This window comes from Herbaspirillum huttiense, assembly GCF_047300815.1.
Classification (GTDB): Bacteria; Pseudomonadota; Gammaproteobacteria; order Burkholderiales; family Burkholderiaceae_D; genus Herbaspirillum; species Herbaspirillum huttiense_A.
On record NZ_CP178608.1, the window covers coordinates 4,742,269 to 4,756,417 of the forward strand.

A 14,149-nucleotide genomic window follows, 5' to 3' on the forward strand; every position below is an offset into this window, starting at 1 on the left:
ACCATTCCAAGAACGAGCCTCATGCCCTACGCCCGCACGACTACCCTGCTCGCCCGCAGCGCCGCCGCCTTGCTGGTGCTGCTGGCCGGCGCCGAGATCGGCCGCCGCCTCGCCGACCTGCCCGGCCTGCCCGCGCTGATCGACCTGCAATTCGACCTGACCCCGCGCAGCCAGAGCTACAAGGTGTTCGAGGATCATCCGATTGCGCGCTCCTCGCATCCGCAACCGCTGCCCACGGCGCTGCGCCCGCTCAACATCGACGTACCCTGGAAGGACGGCAAGCGCCTGCCGCTGCTCGATTTCCTCAAGGGTACGGCGGCGCACGCCTTCGTGGTGATCCAGGACGGCAGCGTGGTCTATGAGCGCTACATCGATGGCTACGATGCCAATTCGCGCTTTACTTCCTTCTCGGTGGCCAAATCCTTCGTCTCGGCGCTGACCGGCGTGGCGCTGAAACAGGGCAAGATCAACTCGCTCAATGATCCCATTGGCCGCTATCTGAAACCCGATGAGATTTCACCGGCGTACGCCAACATCACCGTCGGCCAGTTGCTGGACATGCGCTCGGGCATCGATGTCGATGAGAACTACGGCGGCTCTCTTGCTTCGCCGGTGGTGCGCATGTTCGTCAGCACCGACCTGCAGCGCTTCATCGCCCGCCGCAGCGGCCTGCGCTTCGCGCCCGGTTCGCGCTTCGAATATCGCAGCGTCGATACGCTGATCCTGTCGCGGGTGCTGGCACGCGCCACCGGCATGCGCCTGTCCGACTTTGCCCAGCAGGCGCTGTGGGAGCCGCTGGGCATGGAGCAGGATGCCAGCTGGAGCGTGGACAGCCGCCAGCATGGCGTGGAGAAGGCCTTCTGCTGCCTCAACACCACGGCCCGCGAATTCGCCCGGCTCGGGTTGCTCTATCTGCATGGCGGCCGCATCGGCGCGCAACAGATCGTCAGCCCCGCCTGGGCCGCCGAACCGCGCCAGCCGGTCAATACCGGCAACGCACTGGACTATCGCGATGGCTGGTGGATCCCGCCGGGCAACGCCAATGACCGCGACTTCTCGGCCATCGGCGTGTTCGGCCAATACATCTACGTCAACCCGGCCACCCGCACGGTGATCGTCAAACTCAGCGACTACGGCACGGAGCAGGATGAAGTGCTGACCCTGCTGGCCATGCGCAGCATCAGCCATGTGGTGTCGGGCAAGGATTGATCCTGCCGGCGCAATATCGATGCCCATGAAAAAACCGCCTGTCTTGCAACAGGCGGTTTTCATTTGCAGCGACGAATCGCAAAAATAATTTAAATGATATAAATCGTTTATATTTTTACCGGCTCATCGGAATTCAGAAATCAGAAATCAGAACAGCTCGTTCTTCATCTGCGTCTTGGCTTTCTCTTCTTCCGGCGTCAGTCCACCGCGATCACCCATACCCAGGTCACGCACCATGGCGCTGGGCGGGAACTCGGCATAGTAGTACTCGCCGCCCGATTCGATCACGCCATCCGGCACCTTGCGGTCCACGTTGGGCACATCCTTGAGGGCCTTGGACATGTAGCTGATCCACACCGGCAAGGCCAGGCCGCCACCGGTTTCGCGGTCGCCCAGGCTCTTGGGCTGGTCGTAGCCGATCCAGGCAATCGCAGTCAGGCCCGGTTGATAGCCGGCGAACCAGGCATCCATGGAATCGTTGGTGGTACCGGTCTTGCCGGCCAGGTCGGTGCGCTTCAACGACAAGGCCTTGACGGCGGTGCCATGGCGCACCACGTCGCGCAGCATGCTGTCCATGATGAAGGCATTGCGTGCATCGATGACGCGGTTGGATTCGTCCTCGGCCGTGGCCGGCTTGGCCTGCGAGAGGACTTCGCCATTGCTGTCGGTCACCTTGGTGATCAGGTAGGGATTGATCTTGTAGCCGCCGTTGGCGAACACCGAATACGCGCCCACCATCTGCAGCGGCGTGACGTTGCCCGCGCCCAGCGCCAGGGTCAGGTAGGGCGGGTTCTTGTCGGCATCGAAACCGAAGCGGGTGATGTATTCCTGGGCATACTTCACACCCACGCGCTCCAGAATGCGGATGGAGACCAGGTTGATCGACTTCTGCAAGGCGCGGCGCATCGAGATCGGGCCTTCGAACTTGCCGCCATAGTTCTTCGGCTGCCACACCTGGCCGCCGGTCTGGGTGAAGGTCAGCGGCGCATCATTGATGATGGTGGCCGGCGACAAGCCCTTTTCCAGCGACGACGAATAGATGAAGGGCTTGAACGACGAACCCGGCTGCCGCCACGCCTGCGTGACGTGGTTGAACTTGTTGCGGTTGAAGTCGAAGCCGCCGACCAGCGAGCGGATCGCACCATCGTGCGAGTTCACCGAGACGAAGGCCGATTCCACCTCCGGCATCTGGGTGATGATCCAGCTGTTGCCATCCTGGAAGACGCGGATGATGGCGCCACGGCGAATCTTCTTCTGCGGCGGGGCCTTGTCCGAGAGCAGGTTGGCGCCAAAGCCCAGGCCGGCGCCGGAGATGCTGATCTCTTCGCCGGTGGAGAGCATGGCCGTGATTTCCTTGGGCTTGGCCTCCAGCACCACGGCGGCGACCATGTCGTCGCTGTCGGGGTGATCAGCCAGTTCCACTTCGACCGCATCTTCGACGGCGTCCTTGGTGGCCTTCTCGGGCAGGTCCATGTAGCCTTCCGGACCGCGATAGCCATGGCGGCGCTCATAGTCGATGATGCCGCGGCGCAGGGCGATGTAGGCGGCGTCCTGGTCGGCCTTGGTGATGGTGGTGAAGACATTCAGGCCGCGCGTGTAGGTCTCGTCCTTGTACTGCGCATAGACCAGCTGGCGCGCCATTTCGGCCACGTATTCGGCGTGCATGCCGAAGGCCGAGCTGTCGCCCTTGACCCGCAATTCCTCATCCTTGGCATCCTGGTACTGGGCATCGGTGATGTAGCCCAGCTGGCGCATGCGCAAGAGGATGTACTGCTGGCGCGCATGCGCGCGCTTGGGATTGACCACCGGGTTGTAGGCCGAGGGCGCCTTGGGCAGGCCGGCCAGCATGGCCGCTTCGGCGATGGTGAGGTCCTTCAGTTGCTTGCCGAAATAGATCTGGGCGGCCGAGGCGAAGCCGTAGGCGCGCTGGCCCAGATAGATCTGGTTCATGTAGACCTCGAGGATCTGGTCCTTGGTCAGGTTGTTCTCGATCTTCCAGGCCAGCGGGATCTCGTAGAAGAACTTGCGCGTGGCCTTCTGCAGGAAGGTCGGCTCGTTGCTGGTCAGGAAGAAGTTGCGCGCCACCTGCTGCGTGATGGTGGAGGCACCGCCGCCGCCGCCGGAGAGGTTGGAGAAGGTGGCGCGGGCGATACCCTGGTAATCGACACCGCCGTGTTCGTAGAAACGGTCATCCTCGATGGCCAGCACGGCCTTCTTCATGATGTCCGGGATGTCCTTGAAGTGGACCAGGTTGCGGCGTTCCTCACCGAACTCGCCGATGAGCACGCCATCGGCGGAGAAGATGCGCAGCGGGATCTTGGGACGATAGTCGGTCAGCGTATCGAGGTCGGGCAGCTTGGGATAGGTCAGGGCGACGATGAAGGTCACGCCCAGCAGCACCATCACCACCAGGCCCAGCACGGTACCGAACAAACCCAGGAGGATGCGCAGCGACCAGTGCATGCGCTTGCGGGGCGCCTTTTCTGCGGGGGCATCCGCCGATGCCGGTTTGGGTTGATCGCCGCCGTTGGAAGATGAAGACATTCGAATTAAGCGTTAAAGCAGGCCGAAGCTGCAGGCCAAAGCCGGAGTGGAAGAAACAAGCCCGCATTATAGCGGCTCGCCCTGAGCCGCCGCGCGGCCGGGTGTTGCAAATAGACCAAAGGGCAGGAGGCCGGTTCCGGGGTGGCAGCGCGGAAGTGCGGCATTGGGCGCAAATTGCTGCAAATTGACGGGCATTCCTCAAGTTTCAGCGATTCACGCCGCGCTGCGCAGGCCGGAAAATCCGGGTTTCCCTCGGCATGAGAACGGCATATGACAGGCTCACACAGCGGCTCACCGGCGGGGTGATCTGCCGGGCCGGACAGATCACCGACTTCGAGGCCCTGACCCTGATCTGCCGCTCCCTGCTGGACGAGCCCGGCTGCCAGGGTGCCGCCCTGGCGCTGGCGGTCCCGGTGCAGGGCCTCACCGGACGCCGCCTGGTGCTGCCGGCCGGCAGCCACCCGGTACAACGCTGGCGGCAAGTGCAATCCGAACTGGCGGCCCACGGCATCGGCGCTGACGATCACGCCATGGACTACCGTGAACTGGGGCCGCCGCCGGGCTCGCCCTCGGACCAGCAGGTACTGGCGGTGGCCGCCTCCCGGCTCATCATCGAAGACCGGCTGTCGCTGGCTGCGGCGGTGGGCCGGCCGCTGGTCACCCTGGCACCGGAAGACCTGTGCCTGGCCGCCTGGCTGCGCGAGGACCGGCTTGCCGCCGAGACCGCCGTGCTGCGCCTGGATCGCAGCGCACGCTGGCTGCTGCATGGGGAGGGTCCCAGCCACGCCTTGCCCGAGGTCAGCGCCCGCGGCGGGCACCTGGCCCTGCTGGCCCACGCCGCGCCCTTGCTGAAACCCCTGCCGCGTCGCCTGCTCCTGACTGGCGACCATCCCGCCCTCGGCACGATTGCCCGCGCCTTCGTCAAGTACGGGGGACTGGAGGCCCGGGTGGCCGCGCCGCCCTCCTCGCTGGTGCTGACGCCGCAAATCGCGGCGCTGATGCCGCCGGACTACCATCTGGCACTGGCCCTGGCGTGGGAGGGACTGGCATGAGATGCGACATGGATTTCTCCCAGTCGCCGGAACAACGGCGGCGCACGCGGGAACGCAATTTCTATCGGGTGCTGGTCTTCGTCCTGCTGCTGGGCGTCGCGCTGGTGGCCGTCCCCGGCTGGCGCGTTTCCTTGCACACGGCCTCACTGGAAAAAGCCAATGTGCTGTTGACCGGCGAGTTGCAGACCCTGGTCCCTCAGGCCAGGCAAACCGCCGAGTTGCGCAGCCAGATCGCCGCGCTGGAAAAGCAGATCACGGCACACCAGCAGCTGGGCAAACGCCGCCAGCAGTCGGCGCAGTTGTTGCGGGCTGCCGCCCAGGCGGCGCAGGCGAGCGCAGGCAAGATCCGGCTGCACCGCCTGCTGCTGCAAGGCGATCGCGGCGAATTGCGCGGCCAGGCGGCCAGCGCCCAGGAAGTCCGCGACTTCACCGCCGCGCTGGGTGCTGCCGGTCTGGAGGGGGCCACCCTGCATGACCTGCACGCCGAAGAGGGTGCCTATGCCTTCATCCTGGCCATTCCCTTGCCCGCCTTGCAGACGGGCACGTCCTCCGCCCCCGCAACCGCAGCCAAGGTAGCGGCGCCGTGAGCCAGTCGCGCTGGCAGACCCATCCCGCGCACTGGCCGCTGCTGCCCCGGCTGGCCTTGTGTTTGCTGGCGCTGCTGGTGTGTGCCGGCAGTGGCCTGCTGCTGGCCGTGAACGAACTGGATGAAGTGCGGCGGTCCGCGCGCCAGCGGCAGCAGGACCTGCGCGTGCAATACCAGGCGGCATTGACGCAGCAGGCGCAACTGCCCGCCTTGCAATCACGCCAACGGACACTTGCGGTTCAGTTGGCCGCGCAGCAGGGCCAGTTGTGGCCGGCCGACCAGTTGCAGCCGGAACTGCTGCAAGCCAAGCTGGCCCGCCGCGCCAGTGAATGCGGGCTGACCCTGTCCTCCTTCAAACCCTTGAGCGGCCGGCTAGCTGCGGCCATCGTGCTGCGTGGCAGTCACAGCGGCCTGCTGCGCTTTGTGGAACTGGTCAGCAGCTTGCCTTTGCCGGTGATGTTCGAGCGGCTCGATGTCAATGTCGTCGAAAAGGACGGGCAGAGCGAGTTGCAGATGAATGCCTCCGTGAGCGCGCCGGTGACGGCGAGCTTGTCCGGCATCGGGACGAAGGAGACCGCGCCATGAGCCCGCTCTGGCTGGCAGCGCTGCCGGTCCTGCTGGCAGGCCTGGTGATGGGCGCAATGATGGCGCTCAACCATCCCGATGAAGTCCAGGCCACACGGATATGGATCGCGCAAGCCCGGCCCGCCTCCACCCTGCCCCTTCCTGCTGCCGCCCTCGCCGAGACGGCGACGGATGACAGCCTCCCCGGCGAGGACAGCGAGTTGCCCGATCCCTTCCGGCTCGGAGCGCTTGCGCCCGCCAGTCCGACGCGACCGGCCGCCTCACGGGTTCGCGCGCAAGATGAGGAGGATGAAGAAAACAGTCCGGTCCCGGCCGCCGCCCCGACTGCCCCGCTCCCGACGCCCGTCCCGCGCCTGCTGGGCACGCTGCGCCGTGACCAGGAGTGGATCGCCATCGTTGAACTGGAGGGCAGCACCCGGCAATTGCAAGCCGGGGACGCGCTGCCTGGCGGCTTGGGCCGTGTGCTGGCGGTTCGCGAAGACGCCCTCGACATCGGCCAGGAAGACGCTGCCGCACAGACCATTTCCATGGCCGCCCTCCCGGCGGCCAGCCCGATGGCCCTCGCCCCTGCGCGCAAGGTCCCGGCGCGAACGTCCCAGCGCAACGCACGTCGCCGCCTGATCCGTCCCGGAGTGTCGCCATGAAGATGATCCTGTTCCTGCTGGCCCTGCTGGCGAGCCACGCTGCCCTGGCGGAAAACCGCCTGCTGGCCATCCACCTCCATCCCCGTGCAGACGGTACGACCCTGGAACTGCAGTTGCAGGCAGCGGTGGACCCTGCACGGGTCCAGAACTTCCTGTTGATCGAGCCGCCGCAACTGGTCCTCGACCTGCCCCGAAGCACGGCTGCGGCAACGCTCGAACGGTCCCTGAAGGGCAGCGGCCCGGTCAAGCGCATCCAGGTCGCCGAAGATGATGAACGCCTGCGCCTGCAGGTGCTGCTCAAGCACGCCGCCATCTATCAACTGCGCGCCGAAGAAGACCGCCTGCTGGTGGACCTGACGCTGCAGCCGCCTCCGGAGCCCGTTGCGCTGCAAGCGATCGACTTGCGCCGTGGCCCACAGGGCGAGGCACACCTGACGGTGGACATGGGCAGCCACGCACACACCGTGCAGGTACGCCAGCTGGGCGGCCGCCTGGTCGCCGACATCGCCGGTGCGACCTTACCGCTGGCCCTGCGACGGCTGGTCGAGACCGGACAGATGGGCACGCCGGTCCTGCAATATCGCGCCCATGGCCATCAGGACGGCGCGCGGCTGGTCCTGGAGATGCAGGGCCAGTGGCGCTACCAGGCCTATCAGAGCAAACGCCGGCTGATGATCGACGTCGTGCCGGTCAAATCGGCAGCGCCCACCGGGATGGCCGCCGGCGGATTGCAGGAAGGCAAGACCTACGGCGGCCCACGGCTGTCGCTGAACTTCCAGAACATCGAGGTGCGTACCGCCCTGCAAGTGCTGGCCGAGCACAGCGGCGTGAACATCGTGGCCAGTGATACGGTCACGGGCCAGGTGAGCCTGCGCCTGAAGGACCTGCCCTGGGACCAGGTGCTGGACCTGATCCTGCAGGCCAGAGGCCTGGAAATGCGCCGCCATGGAGACGTCCTGTGGATCGCGCCGCGCGACGAGATGCTGGCGCGCGAGCGCCTGGAGCTGGAGCAGAAGGCCCTGATCGCCGACCTCGAACCCCTGCACGCCGAGAGCTTCCAGCTCAATTACCAGCGCGCCGACACCCTGCGCAAGGCGCTGGGCATCGGCGAAGACGGGAGCACCCAGGCCAACCGGCGCAATGCCCTGCTTTCGCGCCGGGGCAGCGCCATGATCGACAGCCACACCAACCAGCTGCTGGTCACCGACACGCTGGCCGTGCTGGCCAATGTGCGCAAGCTGATCGAGCGCATCGACGTGGCCTCGCGCCAGGTGCTCATCGAAGCCCGCATCGTCGAGGCCGATGACAGCTTTTCGCGCAATCTCGGCGTCAAGCTGGGGCTGGCCGCCACCACGCGCGGCGCGGCCATCGGCAACGGCTATGCCGCCATCGGCGAACAAAGCGGCCAGACCCCGCCCACGCCCGACCTCACCCTGCGCGAACCGGCTCTGAACCTGCGCGCCGACGGCCTCAGCGGCGCCACGCCGGGCAGCTTTGCCTTCACCCTCTTCAACGCAGCAGCCCAGCGCTTCCTCAACGTCGAGTTGTCGGCACTGGAAGCCGACGGGCACGGCAAGATCGTCTCCAGTCCGCGCCTGATCACGGCCGACCAGCAGGTCGCGCTGATCGAGCAGGGCGAAGAAATTCCCTACCAGCAAGCTGCCGGCAATGGCAGCACCGCCACCGCCTTCAAGAAAGCCAACCTGAAGCTGGAAGTCACGCCCCAGATCACCCCGGACGGCAACGTCATCCTGGAGGTGGACGTCAACAAGGACAGCCGGGGCAGCGTCACGCCAGGCGGGCTGGCCATCAACACCAAGCACATCAAGACCAAGGTCCAGGTCGAGGATGGCGGCACGGTGGTCATCGGCGGCATCTATACCCAGACCGACAATGACCATGAGACGCGGGTGCCGCTGCTGGGCGAGCTCCCGGTGCTGGGGGCGCTCTTTCGCAGCCGGAGCAAGGTGCGGGACAAGACCGAGCTGCTGATCTTCCTGACCCCGCGCATCGTCGCCGCGCCGCGCCCATATTGAGCCGCAAGGCCCCGGCCACGGGAATTTTCCCCGGTGCCGGGGCAAAGAACGGTAAAATCGCTGTTCCAGGCCCGTGGCGCCGGGCGCGAGCCCGCCAGCAGCGGGCAGCACAGCCGTCCACCGGGCGGCAGGCGACCGTGCCGGCAGACGTGCGGCGCCATGACATTGGCCAGTAGCGCAAAGCGCAGAATTCTTAGATATGACGGGAAGCATCTTCCTTGTCGGCCTGATGGGAGCCGGCAAGACCACCATAGGCCGGGCCCTGGCCAAAAAGCTGAACAAGCGTTTCGTCGATTCGGACCACGAGATCGAAGCGCGGACCGGCGCCACCATCCCGGTGATCTTCGAGATCGAGGGCGAGGAAAATTTCCGTCGCCGCGAAGCCGAAGTCATCCGCGAGCTCGCGGCCCAGCCCGACATCGTGCTGGCCACCGGCGGCGGCGCTGTCCTGCGGGCCGAGAATCGCGAGAACCTCAAAAAGGGCGGCACCGTCGTCTACCTGCGCGCCAGCATCAACCAGATCCTGCAACGTACCGGGCGCGACAAGAACCGCCCGCTTCTGCAGACGGCCGATCCGCGCCGCAAGCTTGAAGAGCTCTCGCGCCAGCGTGATCCGCTGTATCGCGAAGTGGCTGATTTCGTGGTCGAGACCAACCGGCCCAATGTGCAATTCCTGGTGCAGACCATCATCAGCCACCTGGAACTCTCGCCCAAGGAAGGCGCCTGGCAGAGCGCGCCGGAACCTGACGAAACCGTCGTATTTGAGACGCGCAGCGCCGTCCTGACCCAGGGCGCCGATGGCAGCACCACGATTTCCCGCAGTCATTCCACCCAGATCTTCCATGGCGCCGCCAGCGCCGAACCGACTCTTCGCAGCATGAACCCGAACACCGCACCCGCCGCTACCACCATCGCCTCGCTCACCCTCAACGTCGACCTGGGCGAGCGCAGCTATCCCATCCACATCGGGCGCGGCCTGCTGGACGACGCCAGCCTCTTGCCGCAATACGTCAAGGGCAAGCGCGTGGCCATCGTCACCAACGACAAGGTCGGCCCGCTCTACCTCGACAAGGTGGCGCAAGCGCTGCGCGCGGCCGGCAAGCAGGTCACCGAGATCGTGCTGCCCGATGGCGAGGAAGAGAAAAACTGGGCCAGCCTGATGAAGATCTTCGATCGCCTGCTGGCCGACAAGTGCGACCGCAAGACCACCCTCGTCGCCCTGGGCGGCGGCGTGATCGGCGACCTGACCGGTTTCGCGGCCGCCTCCTACATGCGCGGCGTGCCCTTCGTGCAAGTGCCCACGACCTTGCTGTCGCAGGTGGATTCCTCGGTCGGCGGCAAGACCGGCATCAACCATCCGCTGGGCAAGAACATGATCGGCGCCTTCTACCAGCCGCAAGCCGTCATCGCCGACACCGCCACCCTGCACACCCTTCCCCCGCGCGAACTGGCGGCGGGCATTGCCGAAGTCATCAAGCATGGCGCCATCATCGATGCGCCCTTCTTCGACTGGATCGAAACCAATATGGCGCGCCTGGTCTCCAAGGATGACGCCGCCCTGGCCTACGCGATCCAGCGCTCCTGCGAGATCAAGGCCGAGGTGGTGCGCCAGGACGAACGCGAAGGCGGCCTGCGCGCCATCCTCAACTTCGGCCACACCTTCGGCCACGCCATCGAAAACGGCCTGGGCTACGGCCAGTGGCTGCATGGCGAGGCGGTCGGTTGCGGCATGGTGATGGCGGCCGATCTGTCGCAGCGCCTGGGCTACATCGATGCCGCCACGCGCGAACGCATCCGCGCCGTGACCGCCGCTGCCGGCCTGCCCACGGTGGCCCCGAACCTGGGCACCGAACGCTGGCTGGACCTGATGGAAGTGGACAAGAAGAACGAAGGCGGCGCGATCAAGTTCATCCTGATCAAGCCGCTGGGCAGTCCCCTGATTACCAACGCGCCGCAGGAACTGCTCTTGCAAACCCTGGCGGCCTTCACCGGAGAATGACATGTACACTGAAGCGCCCGACCATCTCGCCCCCTATGCCGCCCACCCGGCAAGTTCGCGAGGCCGGCGCTTCAGTGAAACGCCACCGGGCTCGCGCAGTGAATTCCAGCGCGACCGTGACCGCATCGTCCACTCCACCGCCTTCCGCCGTCTCGAATACAAGACGCAGGTCTTCGTCAATCATGAAGGCGACCTGTTCCGCACCCGCCTGACCCACAGCATCGAAGTCGCCCAGATCGCCCGCTCCTGCGCGCGCAACCTGCAACTGAACGAAGACCTGGTGGAAGCCATCTCGCTGGCCCACGACCTCGGCCACACGCCCTTCGGCCATGCCGGACAGGATGAGCTGAACCACTGCATGAAGCATCACGGCGGCTTCGAGCACAACCTGCAGAGCCTGCGCGTGGTCGATGAGCTGGAGCAGCACTATGCTGCCTTCGATGGCCTCAATCTCACCTTCGAAACGCGCGAAGGCATCCTCAAGCACTGCTCCCTGCACAATGCCCGCCAGTTGGGCGAGATCGGCGTGCGCTTCCTGGAGAAGAAGCAGCCCTCGCTGGAAGCACAGCTGGCCAACCTGGCCGATGAGATCGCCTACAACAATCACGACATCGACGATGGCCTGCGCTCCGGACTATTGACCATGGAGCTGATGAGCGAAGTCGATTTCTTCGCGCGCCATCTGCGCGAAGTCGAACAGACCTATCCCGGCATCACCGGTCGCCGCGTCATCCATGAGACGGTGCGCCGCATGATCAATGCGCTCATCGTCGACCTGAACCAGACCTCGCGCAACCGCATCGCCGAGATCGCCCCGCGCGACATCGAGGATGTGCGCAATGCGCCGCAGCTTATCGCCTTCTCTGACGCCATGGCGGCCGAAGCGGCAGTACTGAAAAAATTCCTGCGCGAGAAGCTCTACCGGCATTACCAGGTCAACCGCATGACGGCCAAGGCAAGACGCATCATCGCCGAGATGTTCCAGGCTTTCATCGGCCAACCCAGCCTGCTGCCGCCGGACTATCAGGTCAAGGGCATCACGGATGAAACCCAGCGTCTCGACAAGCAGGCGCGCAAAGTCGCCGACTACATCGCCGGCATGACCGATCGCTATGCCATCCGTGAGCATCGGCGATTGTTCGTGATGGAATGATGGAGTGATGCCTGAAGGCATGCGGGTGCAAGGCCCGCGTTGAACGCAGCGTTTCGAGACGCTGCGTTTTTTCTTAGCTCATCGCTAAACGGTTCGCATCGGGCTGCCAGCGCAATTTCATTGCAAGGATGCAATTGAAATCCTGCTGCCACGCGCTTGAACACACTCCGTTACATTTTTTTCTTTGCCTCGACATCGCCAGCACGCTTTCTTGCGGCACGCCCAGTCTCGCCGCAAAACCGCTCCGGGACTGCGTTTCCAGGATATTTCACAAGTGCAATGGCGACATGACAACGAACCGCCATCGAAACTGACAGGTGTAAATTTCTGTCAATATCAAGTCCGCGTCGAACGGGCCGTTATGCAGGAATGGAGTGAGTGCGCATGGTGCGCAGTTCCGCTTCCCTGGATCCGTCTCCCCCTTGATGCCCGGATCCCCTTTCTTTTTCAGGAGACCGTCATGGCTATCGGCAACACCACCGGCGTGGACAACAAGTCCTTGCTGCCCGTCACCCCTTCTTCCGCTTCGTCGACCTCTGCAGCAGCGTCAGAGAACGACAAGCTGCCCGCCACCACTGGCGAGAGCGGCAGCGGCGACAAGATCGCCCAGGCCAAGCAAGCCAACCTGCTCACCGTGAGCGGTGCCAAGGCCCAGTTCAATCTCTCCATCGTGCAATCCTCGCTGGAGGTATCGCTGCAGACCCAGAACGATCCGCTCTCGCTGGTCTACAAAACGGCCATCGAAAATATCAACGACATCCTGCGTCCGCAACTGGGTGACAACGCCATCCAGACCGCATCGACCCAGGACAATTCACCGGAGGCAACGGCGGGCCGCATCGTCTCCTTCATCACCAACATGTTCGAGCTCTACAAGAAGAACAATCCGAACAAGGATGACGCCGGCAACATCGACGACTACATGAACCTCATCTTCAAGGGTGTCGACCAGGGCTTCAAGGAAGCACGCGGTATCCTGGAGAGCCTGAACGTGCTGCAAGGCGATATCGCCAGCAACATCGACAAGACCGATGACCTGGTGCAGAAGGCGCTGGGCGACTTCATCAACAAGGTCAAGGGTGGCAAGCAGGAGGGTGAGGATGGATCGGGCAGCGAAGGCAATGCGGATGGCCAGGGCGGTACGATCACGGCCAGCGAGACGACGGTGAGCATTTCGGTATCGGTGAGCCAGACGCGGATCAGTACCAGCGCTTGATGCGATACGCGCCAGCACAAGGCTGGTCATCAATGCCGCCAACGGCCGCCCACGGGCGGCCGATTTTCATTTGTCCTTGGCGATGCCGTCGAGCCATTCGACGGTCTCGCGGAAGCCACTCTCTTCCACGTGGACACTGGAGGCCCTGTACATCAGAACGTGAATGACAAGAGAGAGGATCTCGGCCCCGAAAAACAGCAGCCATTTTCCCGGTCCAGTGGAAAACTGAAATTCCGGCTCGAAGACAAGAAAGAGCTGGACCGCACTGACCACGCCTTGGACCACGCTGAGCAGCTTCATCACCTTGGCCCCGATGCCGCTGGGATACAGATAATGAATCCACGGGATGAGGGCAGTCACGACGAGCACCAGCAGTTCGGCACCTATCGACACACCGCGCGAACTGGCAATCAGGCGCACCATGGAATTGAAAGTGCCGAAGGTGATGAGGGCGAGAAGGGCCTTCAGCAGGCGGGGGTGAGTGAGTTGATACGCCGGTGTTGATTCCAAATCATGCTCCTGGTTACATGAAAAAAAGACTCGCTGTCACGCATCCTCGCGGGTGACCTGACTCGCATAGGCAGTGAAGATCCCCCATGCCGCCGACCAGCCCAGTTCATATGACAGAAACCGCTGGGCAACGCCGACGCTGTCCAGATCAAGGCGCAAACCCGCTCGCTGCCATAGGTTTTGCAGCACCAGGAAATAAGGCAGCAGCAGGAAGACGAGGATGAGGATCCATCCCGTGCGGGTCGGCAAGGCGTAATGCCAGATCAGCATCCAGAGCGGAACGATCAACAGCAGCGTGTAGCCACTGGAGAGCACCAGCCCCCGGAACAACAAGGAAGCCGCGAACAAGATGGCGGCAAACAGCAGCTCAGGATGTTTGAGGCGCTTGCTCATCATCAGCTCTTGGGATGTTCGCGGACGCTGACACCATCCTGCGATGCCCCCTCCCGCTCTCCTGCGTATGCATTCATCCTCGATTCCTTTCCATGATCGCGATGCCCGGTCCGGATGAGAGCGGCCAAGCTTGTGTGCGCCTGCGAGAAAGACCCGCAGAAGAAGGCAGCCATGGTAATGAAAGAGTGGACGAGCGCTGGCAAACGTGGCGCTTTACAGGGC

Annotated in this window: 12 protein-coding genes; 9 read left to right on the forward strand and 3 right to left on the reverse strand. The window is 64.2% G+C overall.

Annotated elements, in window-relative coordinates; genetic code table 11:
- Nucleotides 1–21: 21 nt before the first annotated feature.
- Nucleotides 22–1,209: a serine hydrolase domain-containing protein gene (locus ACLRDN_RS21750; protein WP_413457958.1), complete on the forward strand. Its 1,188-nt coding sequence runs from the start codon at nucleotides 22–24 to the stop codon at nucleotides 1,207–1,209.
- A 147-nt stretch (nucleotides 1,210–1,356) separates the two neighbouring features.
- Here ACLRDN_RS21750 and ACLRDN_RS21755 read toward each other — a convergent pair whose 3' ends face one another.
- On the reverse strand, nucleotides 1,357–3,672 hold the full coding sequence (locus tag ACLRDN_RS21755; RefSeq protein ID WP_413460433.1) for a penicillin-binding protein 1A: 2,316 nt from the start codon (nucleotides 3,670–3,672) through the stop codon (nucleotides 1,357–1,359).
- Nucleotides 3,673–4,010: 338 nt separating this feature from the next.
- Between ACLRDN_RS21755 and ACLRDN_RS21760 the strand changes: the two genes are divergently transcribed.
- The 8 genes from ACLRDN_RS21760 (at nucleotide 4,011) to ACLRDN_RS21795 (ending at nucleotide 13,024) form a co-directional block, all read left to right on the forward strand.
- Nucleotides 4,011–4,805 carry a pilus assembly protein PilM gene (locus tag ACLRDN_RS21760; protein ID WP_413457959.1) on the forward strand — a complete coding sequence of 265 codons (795 nt, stop codon included), beginning with the start codon at nucleotides 4,011–4,013 and terminating at the stop codon, nucleotides 4,803–4,805.
- Nucleotides 4,806–4,813: 8 nt separating this feature from the next.
- A complete protein-coding gene (locus ACLRDN_RS21765) occupies nucleotides 4,814–5,392 on the forward strand; it encodes a pilus assembly protein (RefSeq protein WP_413457960.1) in 579 nt (192 codons plus the stop codon).
- Entirely contained in the window at nucleotides 5,389–5,976 is a 588-nt protein-coding gene (gene pilO, locus ACLRDN_RS21770; RefSeq protein WP_413457961.1) for a type 4a pilus biogenesis protein PilO, read from the forward strand. Before ACLRDN_RS21765 ends, pilO begins: the two co-directional genes overlap by 4 nt.
- A complete protein-coding gene (locus ACLRDN_RS21775) occupies nucleotides 5,973–6,620 on the forward strand; it encodes a hypothetical protein (RefSeq protein WP_413457962.1) in 648 nt (215 codons plus the stop codon). Before pilO ends, ACLRDN_RS21775 begins: the two co-directional genes overlap by 4 nt.
- The gene (pilQ, locus tag ACLRDN_RS21780; protein WP_413457963.1) at nucleotides 6,617–8,656 is read left to right on the forward strand and encodes a type IV pilus secretin PilQ; all 2,040 of its coding nucleotides are present in this window, start codon (nucleotides 6,617–6,619) and stop codon (nucleotides 8,654–8,656) included. The genes ACLRDN_RS21775 and pilQ overlap by 4 nt, the downstream gene beginning before the upstream one ends.
- Before the next feature lie 199 nt (nucleotides 8,657–8,855).
- The gene (gene aroKB / locus ACLRDN_RS21785; protein ID WP_413457964.1) at nucleotides 8,856–10,655 is read left to right on the forward strand and encodes a bifunctional shikimate kinase/3-dehydroquinate synthase AroKB; all 1,800 of its coding nucleotides are present in this window, start codon (nucleotides 8,856–8,858) and stop codon (nucleotides 10,653–10,655) included.
- 1 nt (nucleotide 10,656) lies between these two features.
- Nucleotides 10,657–11,808 (forward strand): deoxyguanosinetriphosphate triphosphohydrolase, encoded by a 1,152-nt coding sequence (locus ACLRDN_RS21790; protein ID WP_413457965.1) that lies wholly within the window; start codon nucleotides 10,657–10,659, stop codon nucleotides 11,806–11,808.
- 460 nt (nucleotides 11,809–12,268) lie between these two features.
- Complete coding sequence (locus tag ACLRDN_RS21795) at nucleotides 12,269–13,024, forward strand: DUF5610 domain-containing protein (protein ID WP_413457966.1); 756 nt, start codon at nucleotides 12,269–12,271, stop codon at nucleotides 13,022–13,024.
- 66 nt (nucleotides 13,025–13,090) lie between these two features.
- On the opposite strand, the gene ACLRDN_RS21800 is transcribed toward ACLRDN_RS21795, so the two are convergent.
- Nucleotides 13,091–13,534, reverse strand: a complete 444-nt coding sequence (locus ACLRDN_RS21800) for a hypothetical protein (protein WP_413457967.1) — start codon at nucleotides 13,532–13,534, stop codon at nucleotides 13,091–13,093.
- Between the two features lie 36 nt (nucleotides 13,535–13,570).
- Nucleotides 13,571–13,927 carry a hypothetical protein gene (locus ACLRDN_RS21805; protein WP_413457968.1) on the reverse strand — a complete coding sequence of 119 codons (357 nt, stop codon included), beginning with the start codon at nucleotides 13,925–13,927 and terminating at the stop codon, nucleotides 13,571–13,573.
- Between the last annotated feature and the right edge of the window lie 222 nt (nucleotides 13,928–14,149).

Excerpts from the sequence above, each read along its gene's own strand:
- ACLRDN_RS21750 (WP_413457958.1), top strand. The coding sequence starts at position 22 with ATGCCCTACGCCCGCACGACTACCCTGCTCGCCCGCAGCGCCGCCGCC.
- ACLRDN_RS21755 (WP_413460433.1), bottom strand. The coding sequence starts at position 3,672 with ATGCACTGGTCGCTGCGCATCCTCCTGGGTTTGTTCGGTACCGTGCTG.
- ACLRDN_RS21760 (WP_413457959.1), top strand. The coding sequence starts at position 4,011 with ATGAGAACGGCATATGACAGGCTCACACAGCGGCTCACCGGCGGGGTG.
- ACLRDN_RS21765 (WP_413457960.1), top strand. The coding sequence starts at position 4,814 with ATGGATTTCTCCCAGTCGCCGGAACAACGGCGGCGCACGCGGGAACGC.
- ACLRDN_RS21775 (WP_413457962.1), top strand. The coding sequence starts at position 5,973 with ATGAGCCCGCTCTGGCTGGCAGCGCTGCCGGTCCTGCTGGCAGGCCTG.
- pilQ (WP_413457963.1), top strand. The coding sequence starts at position 6,617 with ATGAAGATGATCCTGTTCCTGCTGGCCCTGCTGGCGAGCCACGCTGCC.
- aroKB (WP_413457964.1), top strand. The coding sequence starts at position 8,856 with ATGACGGGAAGCATCTTCCTTGTCGGCCTGATGGGAGCCGGCAAGACC.
- ACLRDN_RS21790 (WP_413457965.1), top strand. The coding sequence starts at position 10,657 with ATGTACACTGAAGCGCCCGACCATCTCGCCCCCTATGCCGCCCACCCG.
- ACLRDN_RS21795 (WP_413457966.1), top strand. The coding sequence starts at position 12,269 with ATGGCTATCGGCAACACCACCGGCGTGGACAACAAGTCCTTGCTGCCC.
- ACLRDN_RS21805 (WP_413457968.1), bottom strand. The coding sequence starts at position 13,927 with ATGAGCAAGCGCCTCAAACATCCTGAGCTGCTGTTTGCCGCCATCTTG.